The sequence below is a fragment of the Mycobacterium sp. IDUB_3 genome, assembly GCF_055419585.1.
The window spans coordinates 695,561-713,889 of record NZ_JBVAXZ010000002.1; the positions used below are offsets into that span (position 1 = coordinate 695,561).

Annotated in this window: 17 protein-coding genes; 12 read left to right on the top strand and 5 right to left on the bottom strand. The window is 68.1% G+C overall.

The features are described 5' to 3' along the window. Window positions 1-78 precede the first annotated feature (78 nt). Window positions 79-681 carry a riboflavin synthase gene (locus ACZYVJ_RS24345; protein WP_463833697.1) on the top strand — a complete coding sequence of 201 codons (603 nt, stop codon included), beginning with the start codon at window positions 79-81 and terminating at the stop codon, window positions 679-681. Between the two features lie 55 nt (window positions 682-736). Here the strand turns inward: ACZYVJ_RS24345 and ACZYVJ_RS24350 are convergent, their stop codons facing one another. Both ACZYVJ_RS24350 and ACZYVJ_RS24355 read right to left on the bottom strand, forming a co-directional pair. Next, complete coding sequence (locus ACZYVJ_RS24350; protein WP_463833698.1) at window positions 737-1,636, bottom strand: TIGR03619 family F420-dependent LLM class oxidoreductase; 900 nt, start codon at window positions 1,634-1,636, stop codon at window positions 737-739. An 86-nt stretch (window positions 1,637-1,722) separates the two neighbouring features. Then, window positions 1,723-2,346 carry an NADPH-dependent F420 reductase gene (locus ACZYVJ_RS24355; protein ID WP_463833699.1) on the bottom strand — a complete coding sequence of 208 codons (624 nt, stop codon included), beginning with the start codon at window positions 2,344-2,346 and terminating at the stop codon, window positions 1,723-1,725. A gap of 99 nt (window positions 2,347-2,445) precedes the next feature. Here ACZYVJ_RS24355 and ACZYVJ_RS24360 point away from each other — a divergent pair, with 99 nt between their 5' ends. From ACZYVJ_RS24360 to ACZYVJ_RS24380, 5 genes are all read left to right on the top strand, one after another. Then, a complete protein-coding gene (locus ACZYVJ_RS24360) occupies window positions 2,446-2,928 on the top strand; it encodes a MarR family winged helix-turn-helix transcriptional regulator (RefSeq protein ID WP_463833700.1) in 483 nt (160 codons plus the stop codon). A gap of 465 nt (window positions 2,929-3,393) precedes the next feature. Next, on the top strand, window positions 3,394-4,671 hold the full coding sequence (locus tag ACZYVJ_RS24365) for a bifunctional 3,4-dihydroxy-2-butanone-4-phosphate synthase/GTP cyclohydrolase II (RefSeq protein ID WP_064952937.1): 1,278 nt from the start codon (window positions 3,394-3,396) through the stop codon (window positions 4,669-4,671). Window positions 4,672-4,720: 49 nt separating this feature from the next. After that, window positions 4,721-5,203, top strand: coding sequence for a 6,7-dimethyl-8-ribityllumazine synthase (gene ribH, locus ACZYVJ_RS24370; RefSeq protein WP_463833701.1), 483 nt, complete (start codon window positions 4,721-4,723; stop codon window positions 5,201-5,203). Continuing rightward, a complete protein-coding gene (locus ACZYVJ_RS24375; protein WP_463833702.1) occupies window positions 5,200-5,670 on the top strand; it encodes a PH domain-containing protein in 471 nt (156 codons plus the stop codon). Before ribH ends, ACZYVJ_RS24375 begins: the two co-directional genes overlap by 4 nt. Before the next feature lie 18 nt (window positions 5,671-5,688). Next, window positions 5,689-6,366: a hypothetical protein gene (locus ACZYVJ_RS24380; protein ID WP_463833703.1), complete on the top strand. Its 678-nt coding sequence runs from the start codon at window positions 5,689-5,691 to the stop codon at window positions 6,364-6,366. 61 nt (window positions 6,367-6,427) lie between these two features. Here the strand turns inward: ACZYVJ_RS24380 and ACZYVJ_RS24385 are convergent, their stop codons facing one another. The 3 genes from ACZYVJ_RS24385 to ACZYVJ_RS24395 all read right to left on the bottom strand — a co-directional run bounded on the left by ACZYVJ_RS24385 (window position 6,428) and on the right by ACZYVJ_RS24395 (window position 9,846). Next, window positions 6,428-6,766 carry a hemophore-related protein gene (locus tag ACZYVJ_RS24385; RefSeq protein ID WP_064936546.1) on the bottom strand — a complete coding sequence of 113 codons (339 nt, stop codon included), beginning with the start codon at window positions 6,764-6,766 and terminating at the stop codon, window positions 6,428-6,430. Between the two features lie 103 nt (window positions 6,767-6,869). Then, window positions 6,870-8,348 (bottom strand): PPE family protein, encoded by a 1,479-nt coding sequence (locus ACZYVJ_RS24390; protein WP_463833704.1) that lies wholly within the window; start codon window positions 8,346-8,348, stop codon window positions 6,870-6,872. 316 nt (window positions 8,349-8,664) lie between these two features. Then, window positions 8,665-9,846 (bottom strand): cupin domain-containing protein, encoded by a 1,182-nt coding sequence (locus tag ACZYVJ_RS24395; RefSeq protein WP_463833861.1) that lies wholly within the window; start codon window positions 9,844-9,846, stop codon window positions 8,665-8,667. 103 nt (window positions 9,847-9,949) lie between these two features. On the opposite strand from ACZYVJ_RS24395, the gene uvrC reads away from it, so the two are divergent. The 6 genes from uvrC to ACZYVJ_RS24425 all read left to right on the top strand — a co-directional run bounded on the left by uvrC (window position 9,950) and on the right by ACZYVJ_RS24425 (window position 18,310). Further along, on the top strand, window positions 9,950-11,893 hold the full coding sequence (uvrC, locus tag ACZYVJ_RS24400) for an excinuclease ABC subunit UvrC (RefSeq protein WP_463833705.1): 1,944 nt from the start codon (window positions 9,950-9,952) through the stop codon (window positions 11,891-11,893). After that, entirely contained in the window at window positions 11,890-12,810 is a 921-nt protein-coding gene (gene rapZ / locus ACZYVJ_RS24405) for an RNase adapter RapZ (protein ID WP_463833706.1), read from the top strand. Before uvrC ends, rapZ begins: the two co-directional genes overlap by 4 nt. A gap of 8 nt (window positions 12,811-12,818) precedes the next feature. Continuing rightward, a complete protein-coding gene (yvcK, locus tag ACZYVJ_RS24410; RefSeq protein ID WP_463833862.1) occupies window positions 12,819-13,883 on the top strand; it encodes a uridine diphosphate-N-acetylglucosamine-binding protein YvcK in 1,065 nt (354 codons plus the stop codon). After that, the gene (whiA, locus tag ACZYVJ_RS24415; protein WP_040631623.1) at window positions 13,880-14,857 is read left to right on the top strand and encodes a DNA-binding protein WhiA; all 978 of its coding nucleotides are present in this window, start codon (window positions 13,880-13,882) and stop codon (window positions 14,855-14,857) included. Before yvcK ends, whiA begins: the two co-directional genes overlap by 4 nt. Before the next feature lie 829 nt (window positions 14,858-15,686). Next, window positions 15,687-16,937 carry a PPE family protein gene (locus ACZYVJ_RS24420; RefSeq protein WP_463833864.1) on the top strand — a complete coding sequence of 417 codons (1,251 nt, stop codon included), beginning with the start codon at window positions 15,687-15,689 and terminating at the stop codon, window positions 16,935-16,937. Between the two features lie 14 nt (window positions 16,938-16,951). Beyond that, on the top strand, window positions 16,952-18,310 hold the full coding sequence (locus tag ACZYVJ_RS24425; protein WP_463833707.1) for a PPE family protein: 1,359 nt from the start codon (window positions 16,952-16,954) through the stop codon (window positions 18,308-18,310). The last annotated feature ends 19 nt before the right edge of the window (window positions 18,311-18,329 follow it).

Consider the following 18,329-nt stretch of genomic DNA (forward strand, 5'->3'; position numbering starts at 1 on the left):
CGCGGGGTGCCGGTGTCGTCCGGGCGCGGGTGTTTGCCCTGCTCATCTGCGTGAGCGAGGGCCAATTAGCCTAAGAGGATGTTTACCGGAATTGTCGAGGAGCTCGGCGAGGTGACGGCTCGCGACGTCCTTTCGGACGCCGCACGGCTGACCATCCGCGGTGCCGTCGTGACCGCCGATGCGGGCCATGGCGATTCGATCGCCGTCAACGGCGTGTGCCTGACCGTTGCCGAGCTGCTGCCCGGCGGCCAGTTCACCGCCGACGTGATGGCCGAGTCGCTCAACCGGTCCAACTTGGGCGAATTGCAGGTCGGCAGCCGGGTCAACCTGGAGCGCGCCGCGGCCGTCAACAGCCGGCTGGGCGGGCACATCGTGCAGGGGCACGTCGACGGGACCGGGCGCATCGTGGCCCGGACACCGTCGGAGCACTGGGAAGTGGTGCGCATCGAGATGCCCGCCGGGGTGGCCCGCTACGTCGTGGAGAAGGGCTCGATCACCGTCGACGGGATTTCGCTGACGGTGTCCGGGCTGGGCGGCGAGCCGCGGGACTGGTTCGAAGTCTCGCTGATCCCCACCACCCGCGAATTGACGACTCTGGGCCGCGCGCCGGTCGGGACACAGGTGAACCTCGAGGTCGACGTCATCGCCAAATACGTCGAGCGGTTAATGGCGGCTAAATAGGACCCTGGCGGCGAAAACAGCTGGATGAACTGAGGATTCAGAGCATGAGCTGCCGTCAAGCTTTCCCACGATCACTCCATCGGGTGATTAGCTCGCTGGCGAAGTCAAGCATCTGCTCAAGGCTGGGGAACATCGCGAAGGCATCCACGATCGCCTCATCAGCACCGGACCCGGCGAGGCGCTCGAGTCTGTCGACAACATCGTCAACAGACGTGCCCGGTTCGAGGTTGATCCGCATGGCCGTCTTCAGCGCGTCCGGATCGCGGCCGGCGTCCTTCGCCGCCCGGCGCGCAATCGACCACAAGTGGTCGGTGACCTCGTCCTGCAGCCCCTCGACCCCGAGCCAGCCGGTGCCGCTGCGGCCGACCCGGCGCATCGCGGCCTCGCTAGCACCGCCGATCCAGATGGGCGGACCGCCGGCCTGGACCGGGCGCAGGTCGGCATGGACCGGCGGCAGCGAGAAGAACTCGCTCTCCCAGGACACCGGGGTGGTCGTCCACCACTCGTGCAGGAACGCCAGCAGGTCATCGAGCATCTGCCCGCGCCGGCGCCAGTCCGCGCTGTGGGCGATGTCGTGTTCGTCCTTCATCCACCCGATTCCCACACCAACGTCGAGGCGGCCTTCGCTGAGCACGTCGAGCGTGGTCAGCAGGCGGGCCAGGTGCACTGGCTCGTAGTAGAACGTGCTGAGCGTGCTGGCGTTCAGCCGCACCCGGCTGGTCGCCGTCGCGGCGACCGTCCAGAGCAGCACCGGATCGAGGTAACGCGTCATCTGCGGCGGGTACGGCTGCTCCTTGCCCGGATACTCGCTGTGCATATCGACAGGCGTGACCAGGCGATCGCCGACCCACAGCGTGTCGTAGCCAAGGTCCTCCAGTCCTCGGCAGAACGCGCTCAGACCAGCGGCACTGCTGATAGCGGGCCCGACTATGGGAAGTGCAAAACCAAGCTTCATCGCGAATCCTTTCGATGATCCATCAACCATTACAGGGACGCACGGCGCCCCTGTTAGTGCACTGCTTGAACCGGCGGCGGTGGGGCTCAGCCGGGAACGGTGGCGCCGAGGGCGAAGTCGTAGTTTCCCACCCCGTGGCTGGCGAGGCCCATCATGACCAGGCCCGTTCCCTCCAGCCAGTGCGCCATGTTCAGGCCACCGACGTCCAGCGGGCGCAACCCGAGGCTCTCGATGAACTCCGCCACGCCCGCCTTGGCGCGCGTGTCGTCGCCGGCGATGAAGACGTCGAGCGGCCGGCCCTGGGCCAGGACGACACCGAAGATGGTGTTGAACGCCTTCACCACGCTGGCGCTGGCCGGGGCCGCCTTGGCAACTTCCTGCGCGATCGAGGTGTCATCGGGGATGGCCAGCCCGTCGGCCGCGGAATTGAAGGGGTTGCTGATGTCGACGAGCACCTTGCCCGCCAGGGCGTCTCCGTACTGGGCGACGACCGGAACGACGTCGGCGTACAACAAGGCCACGATGACGATTTCGCCGGCCGGGACGGCGCCGAACTCTCCCGTCGTGGCGCCGCCGCCGAGAGCCTTGGCCAGGTCAGCGGCCTTGGCCCGATCGCGGCCGATGACCTCGATAGTGTTGCCGCCCGCTACCGCCAGCGCGCCGATGGCGCGGGCCATGTTCCCGGTGCCGATGATGCTGATGTTGCTCATGAGGTGTCCCGTCTTGGGTAAATGAGCGAAAAGGTTGACGAGTCCACCTTACGAGGGATTAGGTGACACGTCAACCAATCCGGGGTAGCATCGAGGCTGATGGAACCGAATTGGCTGAACCCCAGTGAAGACCGCGCCTGGCGGGCCTTCCAGCACGCACATCATCAGCTCGACGTGCACCTGAACCGGGGCCTGCAGGAATCAGGTCTCTCCGGGGCCGACTACGAAATCCTGGCGGTGCTCTCGGGTCACGAGGGGGACCGCATGCCCGCCCGCGACCTGTGCAACGCGCTGGGGTGGGAGAAGAGCCGGGTCTCCCACCAGGTGCGGCGCATGCAGAAGGACGGGCTGATCTGCCGCGAGCCGAACCCCGACGACGCCCGCAGCACCGTGGTCTGCCTGCTGCCGGCCGGCCGCGCCGCCATCGAGAGGGCGGCGCCCGGGCACGTGGAGGACGTGCGCCGGAACTTCATCGACCTCCTCACCCCGGCTGAGCTCGACATGCTCGCCGCCCTCAACGAACGAGTCCTGCGCCACCTGGCCAAAGACGGCGACTCTCGCACCGAAGACAAGCAGTCGTAACCTTCAGGCCGCAGCGGCCTGCTTCGGGATCAGCTGGTTACTCGGCTGATCACACCGGGCGCCAGTTGGGCCTTCCCAGTAACCCCAATGGTTCATGCCGGGATCCCAGATGATCTGAGCCCACGGTGCCCACGGCGGCGGCGGCGCCGGAGGCCGGGGCAGCGGAAATTGTGATCCCGGCAACGATTGCGCGACCGCCGCCGGGGGTGACGAGGCCCGCCCGGCGCCGGGACGCGGTGGGGATCCGCGGCGAGAAGATAAGTGCGAGGTCATCGGGCGTGGTCAGGCCGTCGGATCGGCCAACCGGCCCAACAGCGCAACGGGATCCGGGACCGTCCCACTGATCAAGCAGTGGCAATAACGGCGGTGCCGCCGTGGTTCATACTGAATGCAACACGTGGGCTTCTCGTGTGAGCCGTTTCGACAGTGTTCCCGCCGGACAGCGGGAACGGCGAGGTAGCAAAGATGACGAGGTTGGACTCCGTCGAGAGGGCGGTTGCCGACATTGCGGCCGGCAAGGCCGTCATCGTCATTGACGACGAGGACCGCGAGAACGAAGGCGATCTCATCTTCGCCGCCGAGAAGGCGACGCCGGAGATGGTGGCGTTCATGGTGCGCTACACCTCGGGATACCTGTGCGTGCCGCTGGACGGCGAGGTCTGCGACCGGCTGGGCCTGCTGCCGATGTACGCGGTGAACCAGGACAAGCACGGCACCGCCTACACCGTCACCGTCGACGCAAGACGGGGTGTGGGCACCGGGATTTCGGCCTCGGACCGGGCCACCACGATGCGCCTGCTGGCCGACCCCACCAGCGTCGCCGACGACTTCACCCGGCCGGGTCACGTAGTTCCGTTGCGCGCCAAGGACGGTGGCGTGTTGCGCCGTCCCGGTCACACCGAGGCCGCCGTCGACCTGGCCCGGCTCGCGGGGTTGCAGCCCGCGGGCGCCATCTGCGAGATCGTCAGCCAAAAAGACGAGGGCTCGATGGCGCAGACCGACGAACTGCGGGTGTTCGCCGACGAACACGACCTCGCGATGATCACCATCGCCGACCTGATCGAGTGGCGCCGCAAGCACGAGAAGCACATCGCCCGGATCGCCGAGGCCCGGATACCGACGCGGCACGGCGAGTTTCGTGCCATCGGCTACGCCAGCATCTACGAAGAGGTCGAACACGTCGCGCTGGTGCGCGGGGACATCGCCGGGCCGAACTCCGATGGTGACGACGTGTTGGTGCGCGTGCACTCAGAATGCTTGACCGGTGACGTGTTCGGTTCGCGCCGCTGCGATTGCGGGCCCCAGCTGGACGCCGCGATGGCGATGGTCGCCCGCGAGGGACGCGGCATCGTGCTGTACATGCGTGGACACGAGGGCCGCGGCATCGGGCTGATGCACAAGCTGCAGGCCTATCAGCTGCAGGATGCCGGTGAAGACACCGTCGACGCCAACCTCAAGCTCGGATTGCCCGCCGATGCAAGGGATTACGGTATCGGCGCGCAGATCCTGGTGGATCTCGGGGTGCGCTCGATGCGGCTGCTGACCAACAATCCCGCCAAGCGGGTCGGGCTGGACGGGTACGGCCTGCACATCATCGAGCGGGTGCCGCTGCCGGTGCGCGCCAACGCCGAGAACATCCGTTACCTGATGACCAAGCGGGATAAGATGGGTCACGACCTGGCCGGACTGGACGACTTTCACGAATCCGTCCATCTGCCAGGTGAATTCGGCGGTGCTTTGTGAGCCGCGTCCGCGACGATGCAGAGCGCAGCGATGCTGAGGAGGGGCGCAAATGAGCCCCGCCGATGGTGTGCCGGAGGTTCCGCCGCTCGATGCATCCGGCCTGCGACTGGCCCTGGTTGCGAGCACCTGGCACAGCGAAATCTGCGACGCGCTGCTGGCGGGTGCCCGCAAGGTGGCCTCGGAATCGGGTATCGACGCTCCGACAGTGATCCGCGTGATCGGCGCGATCGAAATCCCGGTGGTGGCGCAGGAACTCGCCCGCAACCACGATGCCGTCATCGCGCTGGGCGTTGTGATTCGCGGGCAGACACCGCATTTCGAATACGTCTGCGATGCGGTGACGCAGGGCCTGACCCGGGTGTCGTTGGACACTGCCACACCGGTGGCCAACGGCGTGCTGACCACCGACACCGAGGAGCAGGCGAGGGACCGGGCCGGCCTTCCGGAATCGGCCGAGGACAAAGGGGCGCAAGCCACTTTGGCGGCGCTGACCACCGCGCTGACCCTGCGTGAGTTGCGCGCCCGGTCGTGACGTCTCCGCCGGACCGCGAGTCCTGGGATGCGGTGCTGCGTCCCCATCGCACACCGTTATTCGCTTATGGGGCGGCGTTTGTCATCGCCGCGGCGCACATCGCGGTGGGCGCGCTGCTCAAGGTGGGCTCCACCGGGGTGGTCTTTCAGACCTCCGATCAGGTGGCGATCGCAGTGCTGGGCCTGGTCATCGCCGGCGTCGTGCTGTTGTTCGCGCGGCCGCGGCTGCGAGTGGGGCCGGCCGGCGTTTCGGTGAGAAATCTGTTGGGCGACAAGCTGATCGAGTGGCCGGATGTTGCCGGCGTGTCGTTTCCGGTGGGTCACCGCTGGGCGCGCATCGACCTGCCCGATGACGAGTACATTCCGGTGATGGCCATCCAGGCCGTCGACAAGGGCCGCGCGGTGGACGCCATGGACACGGTCCGGTCGCTGCTGGTGCGCTATCGGCCGGACCTACAGATCCACTGAGGGCTGTACCATCAGCCGATGGCGCTTCAGGCACGGGTGGCCGCTCTCGCCGTCCTCACCGTGCTGGCGCTGGGTGGGTGCGACGCAGTGGTGGGGGGACGCGCGGTCCGGGCGGCCGATCAGGCCGGGGCAGCGCCGTCGGCGACCGTGAAACGCCCATTGGCCCGCGCGCAAGACCTGCTGCTGCAGAGCGGGGATGACACGCCGTTCGGTGCGGCAGCCGCGATTTCGGTGGGAGACAACTACTTCACCAGCGCTCGGCCACCGGAGTGCTCGGCGGCGCTGCTGTTCAAGACTTCACCGCTGCGGCCGCCCGGCCCATCGGACCACGCCGAATCCGCGTACCAGTTCAGTGGGCCGGCGACTTGTGCCGAGTCGATCGACCTCTACGACAATGCGCTGGACGCCCACGACGTGGTGTGGGGTGGCTTCAGCGCGGTCTCCAAGTGCCGCGATGACGCGGTGGGCGTCTCCCCCCAAGGGGCGTGGAATCCGATGCGGCTGAGTTATTTCGGTATTCCGACCGAAGACGTCCTGGTATGGACGATGACCGAGCAGGCCTGGACGTGTGATTACGGGCTCGCCATCCTGCCGCACGTGGCTCTGCTGCTGGCGGCCTGCAACAACGCATCCGGATTCCCCATGGCGGACTGGGCGGCGAAACGACGCGCACAGGTCGACGGGCGCACCGCTTAGACGCGGTGGCCCGCCCCCTGGTGGTTCAACTCGTGGGCCGGAAAGCCCGGGCCGGAGGCACTCAGTACCGAGTGCAGTCCGTCATCATTTGCTGGAAGATCGGCAGGGCCTGCTGGGCCCCCTGGTTGTGCTCGATCGCGTGCAGCAGGTTCACCCGCTGATCTGGCGACGACGCCAGGTACTGCTGCAAGAACTGCTGGTTCGGCGGCGACTGGTCGAGATACTGGGCGGCCATCGGGTTTTCGGCGTGCACGGCCCGCATCGCCTGGTCGTAGCTACAGGTGGTGTTGATCATCGGACCGTAATCAGGGCTGGCCGATGCGACCCCGGCCCCAGCGGTCGACGCCAATGCCAGACCGCCGACGGTGACGGCCAGTTTGGCCAACGAGCGCTTCATCATTTACGGACTCCCTCCATTGCTCTGCCCCACTCTAGCGTTGAGCTAGGAGCTTGGTAGCCAGAACCGAAGCCGTCCAAACCGCCGCGACCCCGCGCGGGGCCTTTTACAGCCCTTCTACCTGCCCGGTTGTCCCTTCTTCTGTTTCCGGGCTCCAGCTGCTCGGCAACAGCGGCAGGCTGGGGCTGCCGTCCAAAGAAGCGCCGGCAACTGTGCTCAAGCCCGCGGGAGCGGCACCCGATTCGGGCGCGGTGCCGGCAAACCCCAGCCCCAGTCGCCCCGCGCCCCGATCCGAGGCGCTCGCGGAGCCAGATTGCGCGTCCGAACCATCGTCGAGGTATTCGTACCGGCGCCCGGGATCGATCAGGCCCGGCCGCGGGCGCCGGCGGCGCCGGACCTGTTCCCCCCGGCTCGCCGCGGCCGGCGCCGCGACGGCGTCGGGTGCGGCCGACTTCTGGCCGGCGCGCGACCCGAGGCTCATGCCGGTTCCGGCCCCGAGGCCGGGAGGTCCGACCACGTAGGGGTAGCTGAAGGCCGGAACACCGGGGGCGGGCGGCGCCGGCGCGGCGGCGGGGGCTGCCGATGCTGCGGCGGGTGCGGGGGCGGGCGCCGGGGCGACGGCCGGGGCCAGAGCGGGTGCGCCGAGACCGGGGGCCATGGCGACGGGCGCTCCCGTGTGCGATGGAGCCGGGGCGGCCACCGCGCCCGGCATGGTGAGGGCTGGTTGAGGCACGCCGGTCAAACCGGCCAACCCCGCCAAACCCGCCGCGCCGGCGACGGGGATGAAGGGGGCGATCAGGCCGGCGGAGAGCTGCGCCAATTGCGGCACCTGGGTAGTAGGGAACGTGTAGAGCGCCTCGCCCGCCCAGTGCGGAACCTTGGCGGCCAGCAGCGGGTCGGTCATCAGGCTGTTGAGGATCGAGGAGGGGTTGGATCCTCCAGACTGGCTCAGGTCCCCGTCGAGTTCCTGGGCGACTTCTTGCACGCGAGTTACCCACCAGCTCAGCTGATCTGCCCCGCCGCCCGCATCCTGGTTGGGCGGGTTGGCCAGCTGGATCGGCGGGGGCGGGGCGGTCGGCGGGACCCACGTCTGCGCGGTCTGGGACACCGCTTCATAGATCGCCATCGTGGTGGCCGCCTGCAGCCACATCCGCAGATATTCCATCTCGTTGAGCGCGATCGGAATCGTGTTCACGCCAAGGAAATTCGTCGCCACCAACTGCGCGAAGGTGGCGTGATTGGCTTCCAGCTCTTCCAGCGTCGGCATGGCCGACAGCGCGGCGGTGTAGGCCGCGGCAACGGTATCGGCCTCTAAGGCGGCTGCCGAACTGTTGGCGCTGTTCTGCAGGAGCCATGCCAGGTATGGCACGTGCGCGGCCACGAATGCCTCCGCGCTGGGGCCCTGCCACGTCCCGGCCTGCACCGCGGCCAGCAATTCGCTGAGATCTGCAGCCGTCTCATCGTATTCGGCACTCAGGGCCTGCCACGCCTGCATCGCCGCCAGCAAGGATCCGGGCCCGGGGCCGCTGGACAGCGCCGCCGAATGCACCTCCGGGGGAAAGGCGGCCCAGATCGGCATGGTCATCGTCGACCACCCGCGGGCACCCGTGCTGCCATGTTGCGCTCCTCCCGACGAACCGGTCGGCGGTCCCGCGTGGCCGGCGGGCGGCGGCCCTATCAGTCACGCGGGAAGCGCTTTGTCCCGGCCTCTCAGTGGTTTTCAGCGTTTTCGGCGATGCGACGTTGCGATCTGGGCGGAGGTTGGTCACCGATATCGCGTAGCTGAGCGATAAGGACGCCGGCCGCTCGGGCCGTGACCCGCATGTACCGAAGTCTACGTAGAAAGTATCCGCAAATACGGATAGAAATCGGGACTTTCACCGGATATGCGAAGCTAACTGTCAGCCTTTGGACAGCCGGACCAAGAACCCGTTCAGGATCAACGTCTGCGCCAACCCGGTCTGCTGCGCCGGGCTCAACCCGGGCAGGTCGCCGACCCGAAACGGCTCGGTGCTGCCGGCGAGGAACAGCATCGCCGCTTCGTGGTCGGCGCCGGCGCCCACCGACAGCTGCGCGAACTGCAGGACCACGCGGTCGTCGACGTGCGCCACCCGCGCATAGAGCGGTTCATACTTCGCGACCAGCGTTTGCCCGTCGATCCCGACGGTGTCGCTGACCCGGCCGACCGGAGGGCATCGGCCCCGCCGGACCAGGACCTCGGCCAGCGCGCCGAGGCTTTCGGTGAGGAGCTCGGGATCGTCGAGGGCTTGCAGGGTGTCGCGTACGAGGCCGCCAAGGCCGGCGCGGGCGGTTGCGTCTCTTTGGTGCCGTGGCGATAAACGGGCGTGCACGCGCGGGTCGCGCAGACTCAGGGCGTACAGCGCGTGCGTGAGTAGCGTGAGCATGGTTGGCGCATGGAGCCCGATCGTCAGATGGACCGACGGATCGGCGCGCGTTTCGGCCGAATGCACTTGGCCGCGCGGCAAATACAGCACGTCGCCCGGTTGCAGGCACACGTCGGTCGGCGATGTGAGCCCGTCGGTCCCCACGCCCCTGCGCCGCTGGATCTCGTGCGGCGGCACGGCGGCCCCGCCGGACACATGCCACGTCTTGGATCCCTCGATCTGCAGGACCAGCACGTCGTGCGGGTCATAGTGGGGGGCAAAGCCGGTCGACTCCGGTGGCGTGACGTAGGCGTTCACCCGCGTCGGGAAGTCCAGCTCGACCTCGATGGAATGGGACAACGACGCGATCGTGCGCAGATAGCGCTCGACCCCGTTCATGACGATCGTGTAGCCCTCGGCCAGGCCCTCGCGTGCCCGGGCCGGGTCCAGGCCGCCGTCGGCGCGGCGGTAGGCCGCCGGATCCTTGTCCTCGCCGCCCTTGACCAGCCGGACGGCCGACGGTTCCGGCTGCACATGCTCGAGGAGTTCGTCGACCGCCGAAGACCCGGGTAGCAGCCGGTCGAAGTAGCCGGGCCGGCAGCGCCGGATGTGGTGGTGCCTGCTCGCCCAGATCTCGTCCAGGAAGGTCTCGACACCGAGGGGCTGCAGCAACCAGGCTAGCGAGGACTCGACGGTAATCCCCCTCAAACATCGTCGCGACCGGGTATGCACCACCCTAGACCGGCACCCGCACGCGCCCCGCCTTTCTCGGCACCACGCCGGCGGCTACTAGCCTGGATCTGTGCCCGATCCCGCCACCTACCGCCCCGCCCCCGGGTCCATCCCGGTCGAGCCCGGCGTCTACCGATTCCGGGATCCGCACGGGCGAGTCATCTACGTCGGCAAGGCCAAGAGCCTGCGCAGCCGGCTGACGTCATACTTCGCCGACATCTCCAGCCTGCACCCGCGAACCCGGCAGATGGTGACCACCGCGGCCAAGGTCGAGTGGACGGTGGTCAACACCGAAGTCGAGGCGCTGCAGCTCGAATACAACTGGATCAAGGAATTCGATCCGCGGTTCAACGTCCGCTATCGCGACGACAAGACCTACCCGGTGCTTGCGGTGACCCTCAACGAGGAGTTCCCCCGGCTGATGGTCTATCGCGGCCCCCGCCGCAAGGGGGTGCGGTACTTCGGGCCGTACTCACACGCGTGGGCCATCCGGGAAACGCTGGACCTGCTCACCCGGGTGTTTCCGGCTCGTACCTGCTCGGCGGGAGTGTTCAAGCGGCACAAGCAGATCGACCGCCCCTGCCTGCTCGGCTACATCGACAAATGCTCGGCGCCGTGCATCGGCAGGGTCAGCGCGGAGCAGCACCGCCAGATCGTGGACGATTTCTGCGACTTCCTGTCCGGCAAGACCGACCGGTTCGCCCGGGAACTGGAACAGCGGATGAACGCCGCGGCCGAGCAGCTCGATTTCGAGCGGGCCGCGCGGCTGCGCGACGACCTGGGCGCGGTGAAGCGGGCGATGGAGAAGCAGGCCGTCGTGCTCGGTGACGGCACCGACGCCGATGTGGTGGCGTTCGCCGACGACGAGCTCGAGGCCGCGGTCCAGGTGTTCCACGTCCGCGGCGGCCGGGTCCGCGGCCAGCGCGGCTGGATCGTCGAAAAGTCGGCCGACCCAGGTGATTCCGGTGAGGAGCAGTTGGTCGAGCAGTTCCTGACCCAGTTCTACGGCGAGCAGGCCGAATTAGGCGGCGCCGCAGACGAATCGGTGAACCCAGTGCCGCGCGAGGTGCTGGTGCCCTGCCTGCCGTCCAATGCCGGCGAGCTGACCAGTTGGCTGTCCGGCCTGCGCGGATCCAGGGTGGTGCTGCGGGTGCCGCAGCGCGGAGACAAGCGTGCGCTGGCCGAAACCGTGCAGCGCAACGCGAAAGAGGCGCTGCAGCAACACAAACTGAGGCGCGCCGGCGACTTCAACGCCAGATCCGCTGCGCTGCAGAACATCCAGGATGCCCTCGGCCTGTCCGACGCGCCGCTGCGCATCGAATGCGTGGACATCAGCCATGTTCAGGGCACCGACGTGGTCGGCTCGCTGGTGGTGTTCGAGGACGGCCTGCCGCGCAAATCGGACTACCGGCACTTCGGCATCCGGGAAGCCGCGGGACAGGGACGCTCCGACGACGTCGCATCGATCGCCGAGGTGACCCGGCGCCGCTTCGCGCGGCACCTGAGTGAACAAAACGACCCGAATATGCTTTCGCCGGAAGGAAAGTCTCGCCGGTTCGCCTACCCGCCGAACCTCTACGTCGTCGACGGCGGTGCGCCGCAAGTCAACGCGGCCAGCGCGGTGCTCGAGGAGCTCGGCATTACCGACGTCGCGGTGATCGGCTTGGCCAAGCGGCTGGAAGAGGTGTGGGTGCCGTCGGAGCCCGATCCCGTCATCATGCCGCGCAACAGCGAGGGACTTTATTTGCTGCAACGGATTCGTGACGAAGCGCATCGGTTCGCGATCACCTACCATCGCAGCAAGCGATCCAAGCGTATGACGGCATCGGTGCTGGATTCGGTGCCAGGATTGGGAGAACATCGCCGCAAGGCATTGGTAAGCCATTTCGGATCGATAGCCCGCCTCAAGGAGGCCACCGTCGACCAGATCACCGCCGTTCCCGGCATCGGGGTGGCAACCGCCACCGCCGTCCTGCAGGCGCTGCGACCCGATCAGTCCGAGGCCGCCCGGTGACGGGCCCGGGTGAGTTCGCGGGCGGCCACTCGGTGGATGCCCCGGCCGGTATCGACGTCGTTCTGGTGACGGGATTATCCGGCGCCGGGCGGGGTACCGCAGCCAAGGTGCTCGAAGACCTCGGCTGGTATGTGGCGGACAACCTGCCCCCGCAGCTGATCACCCGGATGGTCGATTTCGGTCTGGCCGCCGGCTCGCGGATCACCCAGCTCGCGGTGGTGATGGACGTGCGGTCGCGCGGCTTCACCGGCGACCTGGACTCGGTGCGGACCGAGTTGGCAACCCGAAACATCGCCCCGCGCGTGGTGTTCATGGAAGCATCCGACGACATGTTGGTGCGCCGCTACGAACAGAACCGGCGCAGTCACCCGCTGCAGGGCGATCAGACCCTGGCCGAGGGCATCGCCGCCGAGCGCCGGATGCTGGCATCGGTTCGCGCCACCGCCGACCTGATCATCGACACCTCGACGCTGTCGGTGCGCGGCTTGCGCGAGACCATCGAGCGGGCCTTCGGCGGCGTCGCCAGCGCGACCACCAGCATCACGGTCGAGTCCTTCGGTTTCAAGTACGGCCTGCCGATGGACGCCGACATGGTGATGGACGTGCGGTTCCTGCCGAACCCGCATTGGGTCGACGAATTGCGTCCCCGCACGGGGCAGGATCCCGCGGTGCGGGATTACGTGTTGAGCCAGCCCGGCGCGACCGAGTTCCTCGACGCCTACCATCGATTGCTATCTCTGGTCGTCGACGGCTACCGCCGGGAGGGCAAGCGCTATATGACGGTCGCTATCGGCTGCACCGGCGGCAAGCATCGCAGCGTCGCGATCGCGGAGGCACTGATGCAATTGCTGAACGCCCAGAAGGGTGACGCGCAACTGTCGGTGCGGGTGCTGCACCGGGATCTGGGCCGCGAATGACCGAGCCGCTGAACCGGGGCATCGTCGCGCTGGGCGGCGGACACGGCCTGTATGCGACGCTGTCGGCGGCCCGCCGGCTTACTCCCTACGTCACCGCGGTGGTAACCGTCGCCGACGATGGTGGTTCTTCCGGCCGGCTGCGCAGCGAACTGGACGTGGTGCCGCCGGGTGATCTGCGAATGGCGTTGGCGGCCTTGGCATCTGACAGTCCGCACGGGCAGCTGTGGGCGACCATCATGCAGCACCGGTTCGGCGGCAGCGGCGCCCTGGCCGGGCATCCGATCGGCAACCTGGTGCTGGCCGGCCTGTCCGAGGTGCTGGCCGACCCGGTGGCCGCGCTCGACGAGCTCGGACGCATCCTCGGCGTCAAGGGCCGGGTGCTGCCGATGTGCCCGATCGCCCTGCAGATCGAGGCCGACGTCTCCGGTCTGGAGAGCGACCCGCGGATGTTCCGGCTGATCCGCGGCCAGGTGGCGATCGCGACCACACCGGGCAAGGTGCGCCGCGTGCGGCTACTGCCGGACAACCCCCCGGCGACCCGGCAGGCCGTCGACGCCATCATGGCCGCCGATCTGGTGGTGCTGGGCCCCGGTTCGTGGTTCACCAGCGTGATCCCGCATGTGCTGGTGCCCGGGCTGGCGGCGGCGCTGCGGGCGACCGCCGCGCGGCGCGCCCTGGTGCTCAATCTGGTGGCCGAGCCGGGGGAGACGGCAGGCTTCTCGGTCGAGCGTCATCTGCACGTGTTGGCCCAGCACGCACCGGAATTCAGCGTGCACGACATCATCATCGACGCCGAACGGGTGCCCAGCGAGCGCGAACGCGATCAACTGCGCCGCACCGCCACACTGCTTTCGGCCGAGGTCCACTTCGCCGACGTGGCCAGACCTGGTACACCTTTACATGATCCAGGCAAGCTCGCGGCGGCCCTGGACGGGGTCCGGACGGCCAATAAGGCTTCGGGACCTTCTTCGGTCACGGCCACCGCGGATATTCGGGTCGACGGTGCAAACCCACCAGCCGGTGGGAGTGGACCTGCCGGCAGCGAACCAAGGGGTGACGACGCGTGGCGATGACGACCGAAGTCAAGGACGAACTGAGCCGCCTCATCGTGAAATCGGTCAGCGCGCGCCGGGCGGAGGTCACGTCCCTGTTGAGGTTCGCCGGCGGCCTGCACATCGTGGGTGGCCGCGTCGTGGTCGAAGCCGAGGTGGACCTGGGCAACGTCGCGCGGCGGTTGCGCAAGGACATTTTCGAGCTTTACGGATACAACGCCGTCGTACATGTGTTGTCGGCCAGCGGGATTCGCAAGAGCACCCGGTACGTATTGCGGGTGGCCAACGACGGTGAGGCGCTGGCGCGCCAGACCGGCCTGCTCGACAACCGTGGCCGCCCGGTGCGCGGACTGCCGGCCCAAGTGGTGGGCGGCAGCGTCGGCGACGCCGAGGCCGCCTGGCGGGGAGCCTTCCTGGCGCACGGGTCGCTGACCGAGCCAGGGCGTTCGTCGGCGCTTGAGGTCAGCTGCCCCGGCCCGGAGGCGGCGCTGGCGTTGGTGGGTGCCGCGCGCCGGCTCGGTGTCAGCGCGAAGGCCCGCGAGGTGCGTGGCGCCGACCGCGTGGTGGTGCGCGACGGCGAGGCGATCGGCGCGTTGCTGACCCGGATGGGAGCCCAGGACACCCGGCTGGTGTGGGAGGAGCGCCGGATGCGGCGCGAGGTACGAGCCACGGCTAACCGGCTCGCCAACTTCGACGACGCCAACCTGCGCCGCTCGGCGCGGGCCGCGGTCGCTGCCGCGGCCCGGGTGGAGCGGGCGCTGGAGATCCTGGGCGACACCGTCCCCGACCATCTGGCCTCGGCCGGCAAGCTGCGCGTCGAGCACCGGCAGGCGTCGCTGGAGGAGCTCGGCCGCCTCGCCGACCCGCCGATGACGAAAGACGCTGTGGCGGGCCGTATTCGGCGGCTGCTGTCGATGGCCGATCGCAAGGCGAAGGTCGAGGGCATTCCCGACACCGAGTCGGCGGTCACGCCGGATCTGCTGGAAGACGCCTGACGACGATGCGCACCGAAGGCGCGTCGTAGCGCCACCCGCCTTGGCAAAGCCGAGGGCGCAGCGTCGAGTGGTAGCGGGTCCGACGCTCGCGGTGCTCGATCTGCCGGAGTTTCGATAGGTGTGCGCGTGGCCACGCCTCGGCGCGTCATCCGTCCATGCGCCTGCAGCGCTGGATTCTATGAATTGCATGATTTATGTGCGTTGGATATGAGTTGCCATTTTCGGACGGTCTTTATCGTCGATCATCCGAACATAAAATCGTGCGCCTTCCGGTCAAGCCCCGGCTGAGCGCGCTGCCCTCGAGTAGCAATTTCATACAGATTGCATAATTTCTTTGACATGTATATGAGTTGTGGGCGTATCGGCTGCGCCATGCACGAATCTGTGCTCCACCGCCCGTTTCTCGCCCCCACGGTGCCTGGGCATCGTTCGGACGGTCGGGCGTCGCGCCGCCGCGGAGCCGTCTTCACAAAGGACATCTACGGCCGACACAATTTGTGATAGCGAGATTTTTATTCACGGATAGCGGCCCGGGGGACGGCCTCCCCGGATTTTCATCACCTATTCATCGCGTCGCTTTGTCGGATTTGCGCGAGGTCGAGAGTGTTTATCGGCGGCTTGCTTGCCGAGCGCCGACTCACGGCTCTTGCATCGCAGCGCGGCGATGCCGGCGAACCCGGCACATCACGTCGACGGGCATTTCGGTCACCGATGGTTAGTGTCTCGTCTACAAGCGGACAAGTCACCCGCCAGCAAACTCGTATCCGATGTGCTGGCGGGGGTACGGATCGGGCCGGCGGTGGTGACACGGCCGGAGGCGGAGGAAGGCATGGATTTCGGGTCGTTACCGCCGGAGATCAATTCCGGCAGGGTCTACGCAGGGCCGGGGTCGGCGCCGTTGCTGGCGGCTGTGGCTGCCTGGAACGGGTTGGCAGCCGAATTACATTCGGCCGCAGCGTCATACGGTACGGCCATCGCGGAGCTGCGAACCTCCTGGTATGGGCCTTCGTCGACGGCGATGGCGGCCGCGGCGGCACCCTTCATCGCGTGGCTCGACGGCGCCGCCGCGCAGGCCGAGCAGACCGCCGTCCAAGCCACGGCGGCGGCCGCGGCCTATGAAGCCGTTTTCGCGGCGACTGTCCCGCCGCCGGTGATCGTGGCCAACCGGGCGTTGTTGGCGTCGCTGATCGCGACCAACGTGCTGGGCCAGAACACTCCGGCGATCGCGGCCACGGAGGCCCAGTACGCCGAGATGTGGGCCCAAGACGCCGCGGCGATGTATGCCTATGCCGGCGCGTCCGCTGCCGCGGCCCGGCTGGCCCCGTTCAGCGCGCCACCAACGACCGCCGACGCCAACGCCGCGGCCGACCAGTCACGCGCGGTCACCTCCGCGCTCGAGTCGTCGACCGCCTCCGGCGCGGAATCCGCTCTGTCGGAATCGGTTTCGCAGGCTCCGGTCGCGGCGCAGGTCAATGCGGCGGCGGTGACGGCGGCGGCCGGACTCCCGCTGAGCCTGACGGACATTACGGGGATTCTGAAGACCTTCAACAGCGTCATGGGCACCATCTCCGGCCCGTACACGCCGCTCGGCGTGGCGAACCTGATGAAGAACTGGTACCAGATCGCCGTCAGCATCCCGAGTCTGGGGACGGGCATCCAAGGCATCGGTCCACTGCTTCACCCGAAACCGCTCATCGGCGTGTTGTCGCCACTGCTGCACAGCGATCTCCTGAGTGGCCCGACCGCGCTGTCGAGTGCGGGCACGGCTTCGGCGTCGGTGGGCCGTGCCGGCTCGGTGGGATCGTTGTCGGTGCCGCCGAATTGGGCCTCGGCGGTGCCGGCAGTCCGGACGGTCGCCGCCGAACTGCCGGAGACCGTGCTGGACGCCGCGCCCGCGATGGCCGCCGGGCAGCGGGGCATGTTCGGCCCGACGGCCCTGTCGAGTCTGGCGGGACGCGCGGTCGGTGGGACCGCGACTCGCGCCGCCGCGGGGCCGGCCGTTCGCGTGCCCGGTGCCGTGGCCGTCGACGACATCGCGACCACGTCCACCGTCATCGTGATACCTCCGAACGCGAAATAAGGAAGGTTCCGGCAATGGTTTTCGGCGATTTCGCAGCGCTGTCACCCGAGGTGATCTCCACCCAGCTCTATTCGGGACCGGGCGCGGGCTCGTTGTTGGCCGCCGCGGCGGCCTGGGATGGGCTGGCCGCCGAGTTGCACGCCACCGCGGCTTCGTACGCAGAGGTGATCTCGGAGCTGGTCGGCGAGTCGTGGCAAGGCTCGTCATCGGAGTCCATGGCCGCCGCGGCGGCGCCGTACGTGGCGTGGGTATCGACCACGGCGGGCGTGGCCGAGCAGTCGGCCGCCCAGGCCAGGTCGGCCGCCGCCGCCTACGAAGCGGCATTGGCGGCCACCGTGCCGCCGGCGCTTGTTGCGGCGAACCGCAGCCGGCTGGCCGCACTGTTGCAAACCAACATCCTGGGGCTGAACGGCGCGGCGATTGCGGCCACCGAAGCCGAGTACGGCCAGATGTGGGCCCAAGACGTCGGCGCCATGTTCAGTTACGCCGCCGCGTCGGAGTCCGCTGGAGAGCTGACGCCGTTCCAGGAGGCGCCGGCTACCACGAACGACACCGCAGCGGCGGCACAGGCGGCCGCGGCGTCGTCCAACTCGTTGTCGTCGTGGCTGAAAGAGATCGAGGCCTACATCACCTCGCTCACCGGTCAATACACCCAGTTCTGGCAGAACCTGATCGGGGGCGCCACGGGGAGCACGGAGATAGCACCGTTCTGGGAGACGCTGTATTCCAGCATTTCGCAGATCGGCACCCAGGCCACGTGGACCAACGTCGTCAATGCCAGTACCAGCCTTGGCGTCTCGCAGTGGAAGAACTTCTTCATCTATGCGCCGTGGAGTGCCGCGATGTCGAAATCGTCGCTGGGCGCCGGTCTGACGTCGCCGGGACATGTCGCCTCCGGCATCGCCGTGAAACCCGTGTCGGCGGTATTGGGCAACGCGCCGACGGTGGGAAAGATGTCGGTGCCGCCCGCCTGGGCGACCGCCGCGCCGGCGATCAGGTTGTCCTCCGCCGCGCTACCGGGCACCAGCCTGGCCGCGGCCGCTGCGGCAGATATCCCCGGTGGCCTCGTCAACGAGGCGACCCTGGGCAGTCTCGCGGGCGGCGCGCTCGGCAGCCCGGCGTCGCGCGTCGTCAGCACAACGGGAATCCAGGCCCGCGCGATCACCGGCGAGCGCCGACAGGGGCCGGTCAAGCTCGACCGCATCATCGCCCAATTGCAGGAGATGCCCGACCAGGTGCAGCACTGGAACGTCGACGAGGCCGGCCTCGACGACCTGGTCGCCAAACTCAGAACAACACCGGGCGTCCATGCCGTGCACGTGACGGACGGAGATGAGATTGCGGCCGGATCGCCCAAGTCGAAGTTGGGTTAGTGCGTTCGGGCGCAACGGA

Coding starts and splice junctions, on each gene's coding strand:
- ACZYVJ_RS24380 (WP_463833703.1), top strand. CDS start 5,689: ATGGCGCTTCAGGCACGGGTGGCCGCTCTCGCCGTCCTCACCGTGCTG.
- ribH (WP_463833701.1), top strand. CDS start 4,721: ATGAGCCCCGCCGATGGTGTGCCGGAGGTTCCGCCGCTCGATGCATCC.
- ACZYVJ_RS24385 (WP_064936546.1), bottom strand. CDS start 6,766: ATGATGAAGCGCTCGTTGGCCAAACTGGCCGTCACCGTCGGCGGTCTG.
- ACZYVJ_RS24350 (WP_463833698.1), bottom strand. CDS start 1,636: ATGAAGCTTGGTTTTGCACTTCCCATAGTCGGGCCCGCTATCAGCAGT.
- ACZYVJ_RS24390 (WP_463833704.1), bottom strand. CDS start 8,348: ATGACCATGCCGATCTGGGCCGCCTTTCCCCCGGAGGTGCATTCGGCG.
- ACZYVJ_RS24420 (WP_463833864.1), top strand. CDS start 15,687: ATGGATTTCGGGTCGTTACCGCCGGAGATCAATTCCGGCAGGGTCTAC.
- whiA (WP_040631623.1), top strand. CDS start 13,880: ATGACGACCGAAGTCAAGGACGAACTGAGCCGCCTCATCGTGAAATCG.
- ACZYVJ_RS24425 (WP_463833707.1), top strand. CDS start 16,952: ATGGTTTTCGGCGATTTCGCAGCGCTGTCACCCGAGGTGATCTCCACC.
- ACZYVJ_RS24355 (WP_463833699.1), bottom strand. CDS start 2,346: ATGAGCAACATCAGCATCATCGGCACCGGGAACATGGCCCGCGCCATC.
- ACZYVJ_RS24345 (WP_463833697.1), top strand. CDS start 79: ATGTTTACCGGAATTGTCGAGGAGCTCGGCGAGGTGACGGCTCGCGAC.
- ACZYVJ_RS24360 (WP_463833700.1), top strand. CDS start 2,446: ATGGAACCGAATTGGCTGAACCCCAGTGAAGACCGCGCCTGGCGGGCC.
- ACZYVJ_RS24365 (WP_064952937.1), top strand. CDS start 3,394: ATGACGAGGTTGGACTCCGTCGAGAGGGCGGTTGCCGACATTGCGGCC.